This window comes from Kocuria atrinae (genome assembly GCF_039531425.1).
Taxonomy (GTDB): Bacteria; Actinomycetota; Actinomycetes; order Actinomycetales; family Micrococcaceae; genus Kocuria; species Kocuria atrinae.
Window position 1 is genome coordinate 1 of record NZ_BAAAQA010000027.1, and the last position, 14953, is coordinate 14953.

Here is a 14953-nt window from a genome sequence, read left to right on the forward strand (position 1 = left end):
CCGCCTGTGGCGATCATCCCCCGGCCTCACGCGTCCCGGCCCCTGCCAATAACGTCATGCCCTCTTACAGCTAGCCATTTGATGCTCCAGCGACTCGGACATGTTGACACTCGGATGTCCGTACCGCACCCATACATCTGATAGATCATCGGAGAACGAGTTCACTACCAGGAGAGGCTGAAGCTGGTGAGCGCCTGAACAGGACAGCGTTGCGTGATTCCGGCCCGTTTCCTGACAACGATGCGTGTTTAGGAAAATCTAGAAGCTGAACCTAAGCCAAGACGATGCGCCGTTTCTGTCGCTTCTGAAGGATACCTTGACCTTCATTGGCTTTGAGGCGTGCGGGCCAAGCGAAAAAATGGTTCTAGCCGCTTGACGAAAGCCTATGAAGCTGGCAGTGGATGGCCCGGGGCTGGCTGGCCATAGAATCCTCCCCGGTGCGGGAGGCCCCGTGCCCACGAGGTGGCTCAAGGTGATTGATGGGGGCGCTTCCGATCGCAAGCGATAGGCGCGACACTATCGAAGATGGTAGCGACGAAATCCAGGGCCGGTGGTTTCGGAGTGATGCAAATAGTTCTTTATCCCCGATGTCCCGTGTCCCTGTAAGTCAACACAAGGCTACGGACGGCGGAGCCACCTTGGGCGGGGACTCATGGCCCGAGTTCCGGTCCCGGCGCGATCCGCAGCGGCCCGCGCGCGGAGGTGGGGTCCACTCTTTTGCCGCGTTGCTGCACCTCCACCACGCCCTCGCGGTGCAGGCCCGCGGCGACATTGCGTGTCCGGTCCATGAGCATCCGCCAGTCTGCGCCGCCCACGACCTTCGCCGCGTCGCTCGGACAGATCGTGGTGCCGTCACGATGGCGCAGCAGCGCCTTGATAGTCGCCACGATGCGCTGCGACCGACCCTGGTCCGTATGCTCCCACCAGGCCTCGCCCCGTTCCCCGAGCGCTACCTTCGCGTCCTGCACACGTGGCCGCGCGTGCTCAGGGTCGGTGCGCACGAGCCGGCGCGCGGCCATCAGCTCGGCGACGAGTTCGGCGCGCAACTTTTCCGGAATGGACGGGTCCGAAGCCCGCCACTTCCGCCCGTTGACAATGATGTGGTGGCCATCGGGGGTGCGCTCGGGTCCCGATGTCGATGGGCTCTGGCCGGGTGTGGGATCAATGTTCGGTGAGGGTGTTGACTCGTGGGTCATGGTTCACTTCATCACACGAGAGCGAGGAAGGGCAGCTCCTGTGCGTCTTCGTTCGCACCGCCCGCCATCCCCACCTACACCGAACGTGTGTACATTGAGCGACAGTCGAGAGATGGGTGACGAACCGAGATGACAACCGTAGTGTGGTTCCGCGATGACCTGCGGGTCACCGACCATCCGGCCCTGCACCACGCCGTGGAACGCGGCGAACCCGTGGTGTGTCTCTACGTCTTGGACGAGGAGTCCGAGGGTATCCGCCCGCTGGGCGGTGCCGCCAAGTGGTGGCTGCACCACTCCCTGACCTCGCTGGCCGCGGACCTCGCGGATCTGGGGGCGCCCCTGACACTGCGGCGGGGCCCGGCGCAGGAGGTGGTGAGCGACGTCGTTCGCGAGACGGGCGCGGATACCCTGCTGTGGAACCGCCGCTACGGCGGGGCCGAGCGCGCCGTGGACGCCGCGCTGAAGGAATGGGCGGGGGAGAACGGTGTGGAGGCGCACTCGTACGCGGGCTCCCTGCTGTTCGAGCCGTGGGCCATCACCAACCAGAGCGGGAACCCGTTCAAGGTGTTCACCCCGTTCTGGCGCGCGTGCACGAGCGGCCCGCCGCCGAGGGCACCGTATCCGGCGCCGTCGGCACTCACCCCCGCCCAGCCGGCCCCGGACTCGGAGAACCTGGCCGACTGGCACCTACTGCCTACGCACCCGGATTGGTCCGGCGGACTCGCCCAGACCTGGGCGGTAGGGGAGCAGGCTGCGCACGAGCGGCTGGACGACTTTCTCGAGGAGCGCTTGCCCACCTACACCAAGGATCGCGATTACCCCGCCAAACCGGCCACGTCCGGGCTGTCCCCGCACCTGCGGTGGGGCGAGATCAGTCCCTACACCGTGTGGCACACGGCGCTGCACCGGGGCGGGAACCCCGGCACGTTCCTCACCGAGCTCGGCTGGCGCGAGTTCTCCTGGTACAACCTCTACATCCACCCGGACATGGCCGAGCGCCCCATCAACCCCAAGTACGAGCACTTCCCGTGGCCGGAGCTGGACGAGGACGCGCTCGCCGCGTGGCAGCGCGGACGCACCGGCATCCCGCTCGTGGATGCCGGGATGCACGAGCTGTGGGAGACCGGGATCATGCAGAACCGGGTGCGGATGGTTGTGGCGTCGCTGCTGGCCAAGAACTTGCTGATCGACTGGCGCCTGGGCGAGCAGTGGTTCTGGGACACCCTCGTGGACGCGGACGCCGCGAACAACCCCCACAATTGGCAGTGGGTGGCCGGCTGCGGCACGGACGCCGCCCCCTACTTCCGGATCTTCAATCCCGAGACGCAGCAGAAGCGCTTCGACCCGGACTTCGCCTATGTGGACCGTTGGAACGGCCGCCAGGAGGGCGTGGAGCCCATTGTGGATCTCAAAGAATCCCGCGCCCACGCATTGGATCTGAACAGTCAGCTGTAATGCTCGGACGCGCCCCGATACTCCCGCGGCGTCTGCCCCAAGAACCGCTGGAACTCCCGGGCGAAATGGGCTTGATCAGAGAACCCATGGGCTGCAGCAACAGTGGAAAGACTCACGCCTGGTTCGGACCGGATGTGTTCCGCGGCCTCTTGCAAGCGCCGTCTCCGGATCAACGCATGCGGTGTCAGCCCGATGTACTGCTCGGCCAATCGGTGCACTGTCCGCTGCGATACGTTCAACGCTGTTGCCAAGTCACCCACGGAGACAACGGAAGAGTCGGACCCGGCTACCTCGGCCAACGCATTCGCGAGTCGTGCTTCATCCGTCACCGGACCCACCCGTGCGGTGACCCACGCGGACAGTCTCGCCACGGCGTCGTTGAAATCCCCGGCGGCGACTGCCTCTGCAACCCGGGAGTGCAGCTCTGGCACCAATAACGAAACGTAGCTGTCCCGCACGCTCGCCGGGCCACTCGCGAAGGCAGGCACCGCGGCCGGGCGCAGCAGCGCGGCCACGGCCCACCCGCTGCCGACGAGGTCGCGATGCGACGCGCGCGTCGTCGGGCCGGCGAAACCCACCATGTCCCGCTCGACCACCAAATTGCAGCCGGGGAAGGGCAGTAGGTCTTGGCGCGAGACCGAACCCAGGGGCTCATTCCACTGGGCGATCCACCACCAGACGACGAGCTCGCCGACCGGCCCGGTGGCGGGAATTCGCTGGAATCGAGGGGGTAGGCGGCGCGGGTAGAGCACCCCTCGCTCGGAGATCTCCGGTAGCTCGCCCATGGCAGGAATATACAAGCCGCCGGCCCGCGCGCGGGTCTACCGTTCCAGACATGACGACACAGCAGAACTCCCCCGCCACCGGATCACACACCACCAACGGCACCCCGCACGGTTACTCGTCCATCACGCCGTTTCTGGCCGTCGCCGATCCGACCGCGGCCCTCGCCTTCTACCAGGAGGTGTTCGGCGCCCAGCTCATCAGTGCTTTCCGTTTTGGTGATGTCGTGGTCCACGCCGAGCTGCAGTTCGCGGACGGCCGCCTGCAGTTGGGTGCCGCCCAGCCGGACTACCACCTTGTCGCCCCGGATACCGACGGCGACGACGTCACCTATTCGCTCGCGCTGTACTGCCCGAACGTCGACGACGTCGTGGCCTCCGCGGTTGCCGCCGGTGCCACTTTGCGGGAGGAGACCACCAATTTCGTGTCGGGGGATCGGTACGCGAGTGTCCGCGATCCCTTCGGCGTGCGGTGGTCCGTCATGACCCGGGTGGAGGATCTCAGCGATGAGGAGTCGCAGAAGCGGGTGGAGGAGTGGTCGGCGGGGATGGGGTAGACAAACAGATGCCCCCGAGAAGATCTCGAGGGCATCCACTATTGGTCTTTTGAATATTACTTGACTCCGACAAAAGCCTTGTCACCGAGTATTCCCGGAGTAATTGCGAGAACACCTTGGTCAGCGGTATCTGTCGGGACTTCAAAGGCAGCATTGCCTGTGGCCGTGCCATCCGTGTACAGAGTGCTGAGGGTATCGATGGCATCGGGTACCACGACAACATTGTCGAAGCTGTTGACCGTTGTCCCATCTGCTGTCACGTACTCCACCGTGACAAACGCAGGTATTTCGCCGTCTGCATTGTCGCCTAAATACGTCGTCGAGTAATTCACAAGCATGTATTGTGAGCCATCAGCCGCCGGGTCGTTGAGCTCGTTCTCGGAGAGGACGGCGTCGGTGGCATCAGGGGTCACCGAGTTCACGACAACGCGCCATTCGTCGTTCTCGATGGTCGAGCCGATCGGGTATGGGTTTCCACGAGTGCCCTTTTCAGAGGATCCTTCGTCCGCTGCTACTTCTTTGTCAGCATTCTGCTCAATCCCAGCGTCCGAATCTTCAGAGGGTCCCGCCACGGTGGTGTCCCCACTGCCGAAGGATTCGTCAAATGCAGTGGATACAACCACCAGGAACACTACAGCTCCTACGACCGTGCCCACGATCGAGAGAATCAATGCAGTGATGCCCATCCACTTTGACTTGCCCTGCAGGAACAGCGAGACGAGACCGAGAATGAAAGCGACTGGCAGAAGAATCCAGCCGATAATGAGGGCACCTGGGATGCAGGCAAAGATAAAACCGATCGCAGCTGTGATGAGCGCGATGAGGCCGAGAATGTTCGACTGATTTTTCTTGGGCTGCTGCGGGGGCAGTGTTTGTGTTGACCAATTGTGGCCATTCTGCCCGGGATAAGGTTGCGGCTGTTGGAAGGGGACCTGATTCGGTCCCTCACTGGGGGGTGATGAGAGAGTCATGCCCTAATAGTTGCAGACGCAAAGAACCCGTGTCCTTAAGACATGAATGTTGCTCGGCGTCAGCAAACTCCGCCAGCCCCCTTAACCACCTGCCTACAACCGCCTCCCCGCGTCCAGCGAAGCCGCCATGTACTCCGCCACAACCTTCTGGGAGATGGCCACGTCCAGAACGAACACGCCCTCGTCATGGCAGGCCAGCCAGTCGGTGAGTGTGGACAGCTCCGCCAGGGTGCGGACCTTGGCACCCTCGGCACCCATGGCCTTGCCCATCGCGGCGAAATCCACCTCGTCGATGAGCATGGCCGTGGGGTCCAGGCCCTTGGACGCGTACTGGTGGAGTTCGGCGCCGTAGGCGGAGTCGTTGAGCACCACCACCACGCCGCGGCGGGTGGCGCGCACGAAGGTCTCGAGGTCGGCCAGGCCCATCAGCCCGCCGCCGTCGCCGGTGACGAATACCGTGGTGCGTTCCGGTCGCGCCACCGAGACCCCGGCCGCTGAACCGAAGCCCAACCCGATGGACTGGAATGCCGTGCCCACCAGCACCATGGCCTGCGGGTCCGGGACGGAGAGATACATGGGTGCCCAGCCGATGAAGTGCCCACCGTCCATGACCACCGACCGCTCGGCGGGCAGGATCTCCTCGAGGGCTGAGACCAATGCACGGGGATTGAGGCGACCGTCCGGGCCGAACTCGGCGGGGTCCTCCACGGGTTCGGCGGAGCGGAACGCGTCACCGGCCACCTCGGGCACGGCCGCGCGCCAGGTGGATGCGACGTCGGCGGCGGAAATGCGGGCGAGCAACCCGGCGGTGGCGGGACCCAGGTCCGCGCGCACGTAATCCGTGACCTGCGGGTGGGCCATGGCGGCCTCGGGTTCGTTGTCGATGCGAATCACGCGCGCGTCCGGGGAGAAGAGCGTTCCGTAGCGCGACTGGAAGGTGTTGAGGCTCGCGCCGGCCACCAGAACCACGTCCGCCCGTCGCGCCAGATCCAGGCGATGCTCGCGCGTGAAGCCCCCGGCGATCCCCAGATTCCACGGGGAATCCACGGCATTGGTGGCCATGACCGAGGTCATGAACAGGGCACCCAGGCGATCGCCGAGCTCCTGGAGGGCCGCGGCGGCGTCGCCGAGCAGGACACCCCGCCCGGCCAGGATCAACGGACGTTCCGCGCCGCGCAGCACGGCGGCGATGCGGTCGAGCTCCTCACCCGGCGCTGTCCAGGAGGGTTTCTCCGCCAGCGGTTCCAATGGGGTCTGCTCGGTGAGCGGGGCGGTCGCGTGGTTGTAGGGGATCGCCACGATCACCGGCTGCACGGTCTGCTCGGCCAGCTCGAAGGCGCGGTGGGTGACGGCCGCGGCATTGTCCGGGCCGGCCACCAGGGTGGTCACTCCCACCGCCGACGCCGCCGCGGCCTGGTCGATGTCGAACGGTCGCCTACCCGTGGTGGGCGCGTCACCCACCACGAGCACCAGCGGAACCCGCGCCAGGCGAGCCTCGGCCAGGCCGGTGAAGGTGTTGGTGAACCCGGCGCCGTAGGTGACCGTGGCCGCACCGATCCGGCCGGTGGCCCGGTGGTAGGCATCGGCCATGGTCACCGTGGCCACCTCGTGCCGCGCGGACGTGAACGGGAACCCCTGGTAGGTGAGGTGACTGATCACGTGCGCGTTGCCGTTGCCCATCAGCCCGAACAAGTGGTCGGATCGTTCGGCGATAACCTCCGCAATGGCCGTGGAGACGGTCAGGGTTCTTGCGGGGGCATGGTGAGTGGGCGCGGTGGCTTCAGCGCTGGTCATGGGAGATCTCCGTTGTTGTCGGTGTGGCGGATCACGCTCAGCCCCCAGGGTACGAGGGCCGCGGGTGGGGAGCTACCTATCCTGCGATGCTCAGCAGCGGGACGAGCAGGGAGGTGACGAACAGGACCAGGGCGCCACCCAAGCGGTTGGTCAGCGCGGCGAATGGCATCAGGTGCATTCGGTTTGCGGCGCTGAGGACCGAAACATCGCCGGATCCTCCGGTGTCCGCCATGACCAGACCCGGGGTGATGGCAGCCTCCACAAAGTGGAAGTTCACCAGCCACCCCAGAAAACCGGAGCTGAGGGTGGCCACGATCACCGTGCAGATGGTGAGGACAATGAACATCGGATTGCTCAGGGAGGCCAGGACTTCCTGGATATCAATGTACGTCATGCTGACACCCACGAGCAGGGCGGGAACCAGGATCGCACCGATCATGTCACCCCACTCGGAACTGCCGTCCTCCAGATCCTTCGGAAGCAGACCGAAGATCTTGACCATGGCCGCAAAGAGAATGGTCCAGGCGTAGGGGTGCAGCACCGGGAGGTAGGCGGCGACCAGGTTACCGGCCACGAACAGGACCGCGGCGATGAGCAGGCCCTTCCCCAGGGAGATGAACGAAGAGAGATCCTTCTTGGCGGGCAATGCCATCTCGTCCGCTTTGCCCTGAACACGCATCAACTGGCCGTATCCGTTGAAACCGACGAACAGTTGCTTCTTGCGTTTGCCCACACCGTTGTACACCCCGGCAATAAGAATGCACACGATGTTGGCCATCACCACGGCCGACATCAAATCACCCATGAAGGAGGCGGCGTCACCACCGGTGCGGGCCGCATACATCTCGGACATCGGGACTGCGCCCAGGCCCAGGCCACCCGCCATGATGGGGGCGGCCACGAACAGGATTCCCTCCAGGAAACCGAAACCGGTGACCGCGCCCAGTCCGCCGATCAGGACGAACGTCGCCATCAGACATCCCACCAGGGGAACGGCGAATCGGGGTCCGGCCTTCAGGAGCAGTGCTCGGGGCATGCCCAGGATGGAGCCGGCGATGAGCGCCATGACGAAGAAGTCGAGGAACCCGTAACCGTCCACGAAATTCTGAACGACAGCCACGGCGTTCTCAGGCATGAGGCCGGCGAAAATCAGCACGGCCGGGACAAAGGTGCACAGGATCGTGGGCAATCCGAAATCACGCACGACAGGGACCAGGTTGCCCAACCAGATCAGGAAACCGCCCAGGAGGATGGTCACGGCAAAGCCGGACAGCATGGAATCGGGCAGATTCCCGGTCAACGCCGCGACCAGGACGACCGCAGCGAACACGATGAAGATCGGGGCCGGTGTGCTGGTGATGCGAAGGCCTTGGCGGCCGGGATAATGAGTCGCCCGCCGGGGGCCTGTAGTCGGGGAGACTCGCCGGTGCATCCCCGTGTCAGGGTTGCGAGGATCCCGATCGGATGTCTCGGTGATGAATTCGGTGGACGTGGAATCGGAACGTGTTGTGGACATCGGTGTCCCCTAGGTCATGTGGTCGTTGGTGCCCGTGGGCATGTGTGGGGTTAGCGAAGAGAGGTGTTATCGGGAGGCCGGCAGTGCCGCGGAAATCGCAGGTGAGTGAGCCACCACATCGCGGGCCAGGGCGACCGCCTCGTCAAGCCGGATTTCATCGATACCGGTGTCGTGGCCGGACGCATGAAGGTGGCGCACCAGCTCTTCGGTGGCAATGTTGCCGTGGGCCCCGGGAGCGTAGGGGCAACCACCGAACCCACCGAGCGCGCTGTCGAAACGCGTGATTCCCAGACGGTCGATCGCGGTGCTGACGGTTTTCAGCGCCTGACCATGCGCGTTGTGCAGATGCAACGAATATGTGAGGTCCGGCTCCGCCTGAATCACGTGGTCCAGAGAACCAATGACCTGCTCGGTCGGCGAGGTGCCCAGGGTGTCGGCCAGGCCGAGGTCGGTGATACCCATGTCCTTGAATGCTCGGACCACCCGCAGCAAATGTGCGGGGTCGATCTCACCTTCGAACGGGCACGTGAAAGCCGTAGAAATCCCGGCGAAGAAATGGATCTGTGGATACTGGGCAATTTCTGCCGCGAGATCGGCCAGCGCCTCCTCGATACCCTGCCCGGCGTTCGCGCTGCTGTGGGCCTGACTGGCCGAGGTGACCACCTGAATGTCGGTGGCGCCGGCGGCCACGGCCCGGGCGATTCCGCGACCGTTGAGGGCCAGCGAGGTGTATGTGACGCCGGAGGCGGTCGGCATTGCGGCCAGAACCGCTGCGGCGTCGGCCATCTGCGGGACCTTCGTGGGATTCACGAACGAGGCGACTTCCAATCGGGTCAGCCCCGCGTTCACCAGGGCCTTTCCCACGGCCACCTTGTCCGCGGTGGGGACGATCACGTTCTCGTCCTGAAGCCCGTCCCGCAGAAAGACATCGGTGATCTTCACCCGCATCTCAGCGCACCCCCTGCAGCGTGATGTCCGCGATCTGATCCGAGGTCAGGCCCGCGAGATCACGGAGCACCTGCTCCGTGTGCTCGCCCAACTCCGGACCCACCCATTGGACTCGGCCTTCGTGACCGGGGATTTTGGGCACTACGCCGGGGAATCGGATCATCTCGGGTTCGTCCTCGATCACCACCTCGTGGGTCTGGATCATGTCACGGGCCAGATAGTGCTCATCCTCGGCAATGGCCGGCGCGTCGTAGACCGGGCCCGCCGGAACACCGGCGGCGTCAAGGAGTTCCAGGACTTCGGAGAGTGGGTGGCTCGAGGTCCATGCTGCAATGGCGCCGTTGAGTTCTTCTTCCCTGGCGCCGCGTGCCTGCGTGGTGCGCAGTGTTTCATCGGCGGCGAGATCCTCCCGGCCCATGGCCCGCATCAGGCGGACGAACACGGAATTGGAGTTGCCTCCTATGACCACTTCCAGGCCGTCCGAGCACGGATAGGACCCGGTCGGGACAACCCCGGGCAGTCGGCCCCCGGTGCGCTTGCGGACCATGCCGTACGCGTCGTAGTCGGGCACCAGGGACTCCAGCAGGCTGAACACGCCTTCGTAGAGCGCGACGTCCACGACCTGCGGACCGGCGGAGCACGCGCCGCGGGCTTTTTGGAGCATGAGCATTAAGGCCCCGATCACCCCGTACAGGCCGGCGACCGTGTCACCCATTGAGGCGGCGGCGCGACCGGCGGGGCGGTCGGGCTCGCCGGTGATGTACCGCAGGCCGGCAAAGGATTCGGCCGAGCTGCCGAAGCCGGCACGGTTCCGGTACGGACCGGTCTGGCCGTAGCCGGAGATTCGTACCATCACCATGTCCGGGTTGAGGTCGGTGAGCACCTCTGGACCCAATCCCCACTTCTCGAGGGTGCCGGGGCGGAAATTCTCGATGACGACGTCGCACTGGGCCGCTATCTTCTTGGCGGCCTCACGACCCGTCTCCGAACGCAGGTCCAAAGTCACGGACTTCTTGTTGCGGCCCAGGGTTCGGAACAGCATGGATGTACTTCCGCGGGTCTTGCGCCAGTCGCGCAACTCATCGCCGCCGTCGGGGCGTTCGATCTTGATGACTTCCGCGCCGAAATCGCCGAAGAGCCGGGCGGCGAAGGGTGCCGCGATGAAACTCCCGAGTTCGAGGACGCGGATGCCTTCCAGGGGGAGGGAGTTGCCCTCCAAGTGCAGATTCTCGGTCATGGTGTCTGTGTCCTTGGTCTAGCCGTAGGATATCCGCGGTTTCTCACTGAATGGGATATCGCTTCTGTTTGGCGGGAAGACCATACCAAGTGATGCGGAACACAACAACCCCCTCGACAACACATCGAGGGGGTTGAGTAAGAGACGTACCGGAGCAGCTAAGGCGCTGCTTGTTCGAGGTCCTGGCTGATGCGTAACGCCGCATCGGCCACCGCCTTTCCAAAATCCTGCCCGGGCGATGTGGTGACGCGAGCGAGGGGCATGGCCAGGCAGACAGCAGCGATCACTTGGCCACGCAGGTTCACGGGCGCACTCACAGACCCCAGCCCGGGGGTTCGGCGTCCGGAGGATTCCACCCATCCGTGTGCTTCCATCTGCTCCAAGGCCTCGGGTGCATGGGCCAGCAGGTGGCCGCTCGAACCGGCGGGAAGGGCCAGACGAGACCCGGGCGGCAGAGACGCACGCAGCTCCTGGTGACTGTCCGAACTGAGCACACAAATCCGATCATCACCGCGGCGGATCCACAACTGGGCACTCTCGGCCGTGGCGTCACGCAATGCCGTCAGCACAGGCAGGGCTACTTTCTCCAGTGCTGACTGGACAAAGCGAGAACCCAGGCGGAAGTCTCCGTTCTCAGCGCGACGCAAAAACCCGTACTCGGTCATGGACAAGGCCAGACGGTGAGTTGTGGACACCGACAGGCCCGTGCGGCGCGCAATTTCGCTAGCGGAAGCCGATGAATGATTGACCGCATCGAGAATCGCGGCCACGCGTTCCAGGCTCCGATTGCTGTTCGGCGATTCGAGGGAAGACATGGCACCACTCTAGGGGCGCGGTGACCCCTGCTGGTGAGAGAGCAGATCGTGAACGTGGCGTGCGGCTGTCAGGCCACTCTCAATGGCGCCGTCGATGAACCCGCCCCAACCCGTGGCGTAATCCGCGCCGGCCAGGTATACCCGACCATCGGGCTGTTGGAGTCCCTCGAAGCACTCCGTGAGGTGCCCGGCATAGTGCATGGGCCAGGTCTCACCCGCGTATTGGTCCTCAACCCAGTTGTGGCCGGTGGCGTCCAAGACCTCCAGCCCCGGAACGAGGTTGTCGAGCATGACTTGTGCCGCAGCGACGTCGTCGTCGAAGTACTCAGTAACGTTATTGCCGAGGTGCGACACTTCCCCGAACGGTAGGCATTCCAGTTCGAAATGGTGTTGGCCTCACGAGGGATGCCAGCCCTGAGGCCGGCAGCAGAGCGTCTGTATTCCGCCTATATCAATCGCATGCAGGGGGCCTTGTCCGCCGCTGGCTATGAGGCGGACGAAGCTGTTGCGAGGCTGGTATTCGCCTCCCTGGACGGGCTCGTATTCCAGCGGCTGACGGTTGCTACAGAAGAACAAATGCGGTTGGCGCTCCATCAGATGGAACGCTTGCTGCCCCTGGCCCCGCGCCCATAGCCCCACCTTGAGGGATCCCGGAATTATGCCCGGTTTGCTGGGCGACCACCCCATCTTCCTTTTCGAGCGCGCTCTCCCCGGCATCTCCGGCCACGCCGACGCCGCCCACCCGCCCATTACCGACCGCCCCACCGGAGTTATCCACAGATCCGCCGAGGCCGATGATTTGAGTTCTCCCAGCGGCTTAGATCGAGGCAGGCGCATGAGGCGCCCAGCAGAATCTACGGGGGTAATCGTGAATCGTGAACTTGAAAACACTGCACAAGCTCGCTCGGCCGGACTGGCCCGGGCGGCGGCAGCGGGGGCGGCGGCGCTGATCATGGGTGGGCTCTTGGTGGGCTGCGAGACCTCCTCTGCCGACCAGGAGCCGGGTCCCAGTCAGAGCGCCTCTTCGACCTCGAGCGAGGCGGCCAGCAGCACACCCAGCCCGACGACGTCGCCCGCTCGCGTTTCGAACCCAGACCACGACACCTTGGACCCTCGCGGCCCATTGCCCGGATCGACCAAGTGGGAGCAGATGACGGAAAACGATCAGTGATTGTGCGCAGGCCCAATGCGTACGGCGTGTGAGACAGTGAACCCGACATTCACCATCGAGCAGGCAGGGATGTGCAATGGGTAGGGCCGCTGATTCCGCGAGGGACTCCACGGGCGCAGCCCTCATCGAGCACCGAACCCACCGCCTGGCCGACGGGCGGGAGGCCGTGTTCTTCAGCGACAGTGGCGTCGCACCCGTGGAGCATGTGGTTGACGACCGCCCGCTGGGCGAGCGCTCCGGTCACGGTCAGGTGCGCTTCGACCGACTGACGGGGGAGTGGGTCGCGGTGGCCGCACACCGGCAGAGTCGCACGTACCTGCCGCCGGCCGATGAGTGTCCGCTGTGCCCGTCAGTGGACGGGCGGGAGTCGGAGATCCCGGTCGAGGACTTCCACGTGGTCGCCTTCGAGAACCGCTTCCCGTCACTCGGTCCGGAGCTGGGGGAGCTGCCGTCCCCGGAAGGTGCGACGAGTCGGGAACTGTGGGGAGCGGCGTCGCCCGCGTATGGCCGCTGCGAAGTGGTGGTTTACACGCCCGAGCACGAAGGTTCCTTCGCGTCCCTGCCCTTGGAGCGCGCCCGCACGGTCGTCGAGGCCTGGGCTCAGCGAACCGAGGCGTTGTCCGCCATGCAGGGCATTCGCCACGTGTTCCCGTTCGAGAACCGCGGCGAACAAATCGGCGTGACCCTGCATCATCCGCACGGGCAGATCTACGCCTACCCCTATGCCGCACCGACCGCCGCACGACTGGCCGAGCGCTCGCGGGCCCACCTGGACGCGACCGGCCGGCCCCTCATGGGCGAACTGCTCCGCGATGAAACCGACGCCGGCGACCGCATGGTGCTGACCGGCGACCACTTCTCCGCCTACGTCCCCTACGCCGCACGCTGGCCGTTGGAGGTGCATCTGGTCCCGCACCGACAGGTCCCCGATCTCGCCGCACTGACCGGTGACGAACGTGACGAACTGGCCGTGCTCTACCGCGACCTCGTGCGGCGCGTGGACCGGCTGTACTCGACCCCCACGCCGTACATCGCCGCGTGGCATCAGACGCCGGTGTCGAGCGCGGACCGCGAAGCCGGCTGGCTCCACCTGCAGCTAACCAGCCCCCGCCGCGCCGAGGACAAACTGAAATTCCTCGCCGGCTCCGAGGCCGCCATGGGTGCCTTTATCAACGACATCCCCGCGGAACAGACCGCCGAGCGACTGAGGCAGACCGCGTCATGACCTACCGGCAGCCCGCGCAGATTGACGATCGCACCCGCGCCGAACGGCTTACCCGCCGATTCACCGAGCTCTACGGCCATCCACCGCACGGCGTCTGGCGTGCCCCGGGTCGGGTGAATCTCATCGGGGAGCATACGGACTACAACGACGGTTTTGTGCTTCCCTTCGCCATCGACCGCGCCGCCATGGTCGCCGTGCGGCTCAAACAGTCAAGCGATTCAGCCGCGCACTCCGCGGACCTGGCCTCCAGCTACGCCCCCGACGGCGGCCTCGCAAAGGTCAGCTTCACCATCGCCGAGCTCGCCCCCGGCTCGGTCGACGGCTGGGGCGCCTATCCCGCCGGCGTCGTCCACGTCCTCGCTGGCCTGGATGGCATTGATGTCCCCGGATTCGAAGTGCTCCTCGACTCCACCGTGCCCGTGGGGGCGGGCCTGTCCTCATCCCACGCGGTCGAAGTCGCCACAATCGTGGCCCTCAACGACCTCCTGGGCCTGGGCCTGAGCCACCCGGACCTCGCCCGCCTCACCCAGCGGGCGGAAAACGAATTCGTCGGCGCCCCCACTGGGATCATGGACCAGTCCGCGTCGCTCATGGGCCGGGCCGGCGGCGCGCTGTTCCTCGACTGCCGCACCCTCGAATCCGAGATCGTGCCGCTACCGCTGGCCGAGCATGGCCTCAGTGTGCTCGTGATCGACACCAAGGTCGCCCACTCCCACGCCGACGGCGGATACGCCGCCCGCCGCGCCTCGTGTGAACGCGCCGCCACCACCTTGGGCGTCACCTCCCTGCGCGACCTCTCCGCCACCGCCGACGACGCCGCTCCCGCCCCGTTTCTCGACGCCCTTGACGTGGAAACGGCTCGCCGTGTTCGGCACGTGCAGACCGAGAACCGCCGGGTGCTGGAAACGGTGGAGCGGCTGCGCCACGGTGACCTGAACGGCGTCGGCAAATTGCTGACCGAGTCGCATGTCTCCCTGCGCGAGGACTACCAAGTCTCCTGCTTCGAACTCGACCTGGCCGTGGCCTCCGCTCTGAACGCCGGGGCCTTGGGCGCCCGAATGACCGGCGGCGGTTTCGGCGGCTCCGCGATCGCCCTCGTCCACGCGGTCCAGCTGGGCCAGATCCGGGACGCCGTCCTCAGCGCCTTCACCGCCCACGAACTGCAAACCCCCGACATCTTCACCGTCCTCCCGGCGGACGGTGCGGAGCGGATTACAGGCTCTTCAGAGTTGAGTGTGGGGTGAGGCGTCGAGTCCACCGGTGATGAGGAGCATGCGGAGGCGGTA

General features: G+C 65.3%; 15 protein-coding genes. 6 read left to right on the top strand and 9 right to left on the bottom strand.

The window, feature by feature from the left end; translation table 11 throughout:
* Positions 1-650: 650 nt before the first annotated feature.
* The gene (locus ABD283_RS12195) at positions 651-1196 is read right to left on the bottom strand and encodes a DUF3253 domain-containing protein (protein ID WP_344225276.1); all 546 of its coding nucleotides are present in this window, start codon (positions 1194-1196) and stop codon (positions 651-653) included.
* 129 nt (positions 1197-1325) lie between these two features.
* On the opposite strand from ABD283_RS12195, the gene ABD283_RS12200 reads away from it, so the two are divergent.
* Positions 1326-2651 (top strand): cryptochrome/photolyase family protein, encoded by a 1326-nt coding sequence (locus tag ABD283_RS12200; protein ID WP_344225277.1) that lies wholly within the window; start codon positions 1326-1328, stop codon positions 2649-2651.
* Here the strand turns inward: ABD283_RS12200 and ABD283_RS12205 are convergent.
* Positions 2642-3436: a helix-turn-helix domain-containing protein gene (locus ABD283_RS12205; protein WP_344225278.1), complete on the bottom strand. Its 795-nt coding sequence runs from the start codon at positions 3434-3436 to the stop codon at positions 2642-2644. The two genes, ABD283_RS12200 and ABD283_RS12205, sit on opposite strands and share 10 nt — an antisense overlap.
* 50 nt (positions 3437-3486) lie before the next feature.
* On the opposite strand from ABD283_RS12205, the gene ABD283_RS12210 reads away from it, so the two are divergent.
* A complete protein-coding gene (locus ABD283_RS12210; RefSeq protein ID WP_344225279.1) occupies positions 3487-3990 on the top strand; it encodes a VOC family protein in 504 nt (167 codons plus the stop codon).
* Positions 3991-4046: 56 nt separating this feature from the next.
* Here the strand turns inward: ABD283_RS12210 and ABD283_RS12215 are convergent, their stop codons facing one another.
* The 7 genes from ABD283_RS12215 to ABD283_RS12245 all read right to left on the bottom strand — a co-directional run bounded on the left by ABD283_RS12215 (position 4047) and on the right by ABD283_RS12245 (position 11625).
* Positions 4047-4961 carry a hypothetical protein gene (locus ABD283_RS12215; RefSeq protein WP_344225280.1) on the bottom strand — a complete coding sequence of 305 codons (915 nt, stop codon included), beginning with the start codon at positions 4959-4961 and terminating at the stop codon, positions 4047-4049.
* 93 nt (positions 4962-5054) lie between these two features.
* Entirely contained in the window at positions 5055-6755 is a 1701-nt protein-coding gene (locus ABD283_RS12220) for a thiamine pyrophosphate-binding protein (protein WP_344225281.1), read from the bottom strand.
* Between the two features lie 76 nt (positions 6756-6831).
* Complete coding sequence (locus ABD283_RS12225; protein ID WP_344225282.1) at positions 6832-8271, bottom strand: 2-hydroxycarboxylate transporter family protein; 1440 nt, start codon at positions 8269-8271, stop codon at positions 6832-6834.
* A 66-nt stretch (positions 8272-8337) separates the two neighbouring features.
* Positions 8338-9219 carry a hydroxymethylglutaryl-CoA lyase gene (locus ABD283_RS12230; RefSeq protein ID WP_344225283.1) on the bottom strand — a complete coding sequence of 294 codons (882 nt, stop codon included), beginning with the start codon at positions 9217-9219 and terminating at the stop codon, positions 8338-8340.
* 1 nt (position 9220) lies between these two features.
* Positions 9221-10456 carry a CaiB/BaiF CoA transferase family protein gene (locus tag ABD283_RS12235; protein WP_344225284.1) on the bottom strand — a complete coding sequence of 412 codons (1236 nt, stop codon included), beginning with the start codon at positions 10454-10456 and terminating at the stop codon, positions 9221-9223.
* 158 nt (positions 10457-10614) lie between these two features.
* The gene (locus ABD283_RS12240; protein WP_190782118.1) at positions 10615-11271 is read right to left on the bottom strand and encodes an IclR family transcriptional regulator; all 657 of its coding nucleotides are present in this window, start codon (positions 11269-11271) and stop codon (positions 10615-10617) included.
* 9 nt (positions 11272-11280) lie between these two features.
* Complete coding sequence (locus tag ABD283_RS12245; protein ID WP_344225285.1) at positions 11281-11625, bottom strand: FAD-dependent oxidoreductase; 345 nt, start codon at positions 11623-11625, stop codon at positions 11281-11283.
* 30 nt (positions 11626-11655) lie between these two features.
* On the opposite strand from ABD283_RS12245, the gene ABD283_RS14385 reads away from it, so the two are divergent.
* The 4 genes from ABD283_RS14385 to galK all read left to right on the top strand — a co-directional run bounded on the left by ABD283_RS14385 (position 11656) and on the right by galK (position 14911).
* Positions 11656-11904 (top strand): hypothetical protein, encoded by a 249-nt coding sequence (locus ABD283_RS14385; RefSeq protein ID WP_425552837.1) that lies wholly within the window; start codon positions 11656-11658, stop codon positions 11902-11904.
* A gap of 235 nt (positions 11905-12139) precedes the next feature.
* On the top strand, positions 12140-12442 hold the full coding sequence (locus ABD283_RS12250) for a hypothetical protein (RefSeq protein WP_344225286.1): 303 nt from the start codon (positions 12140-12142) through the stop codon (positions 12440-12442).
* A 76-nt stretch (positions 12443-12518) separates the two neighbouring features.
* The gene (gene galT / locus ABD283_RS12255; RefSeq protein WP_344225287.1) at positions 12519-13667 is read left to right on the top strand and encodes a galactose-1-phosphate uridylyltransferase; all 1149 of its coding nucleotides are present in this window, start codon (positions 12519-12521) and stop codon (positions 13665-13667) included.
* A complete protein-coding gene (gene galK, locus ABD283_RS12260) occupies positions 13664-14911 on the top strand; it encodes a galactokinase (RefSeq protein WP_344225288.1) in 1248 nt (415 codons plus the stop codon). The genes galT and galK overlap by 4 nt, the downstream gene beginning before the upstream one ends.
* Positions 14912-14953 lie beyond the last annotated feature (42 nt).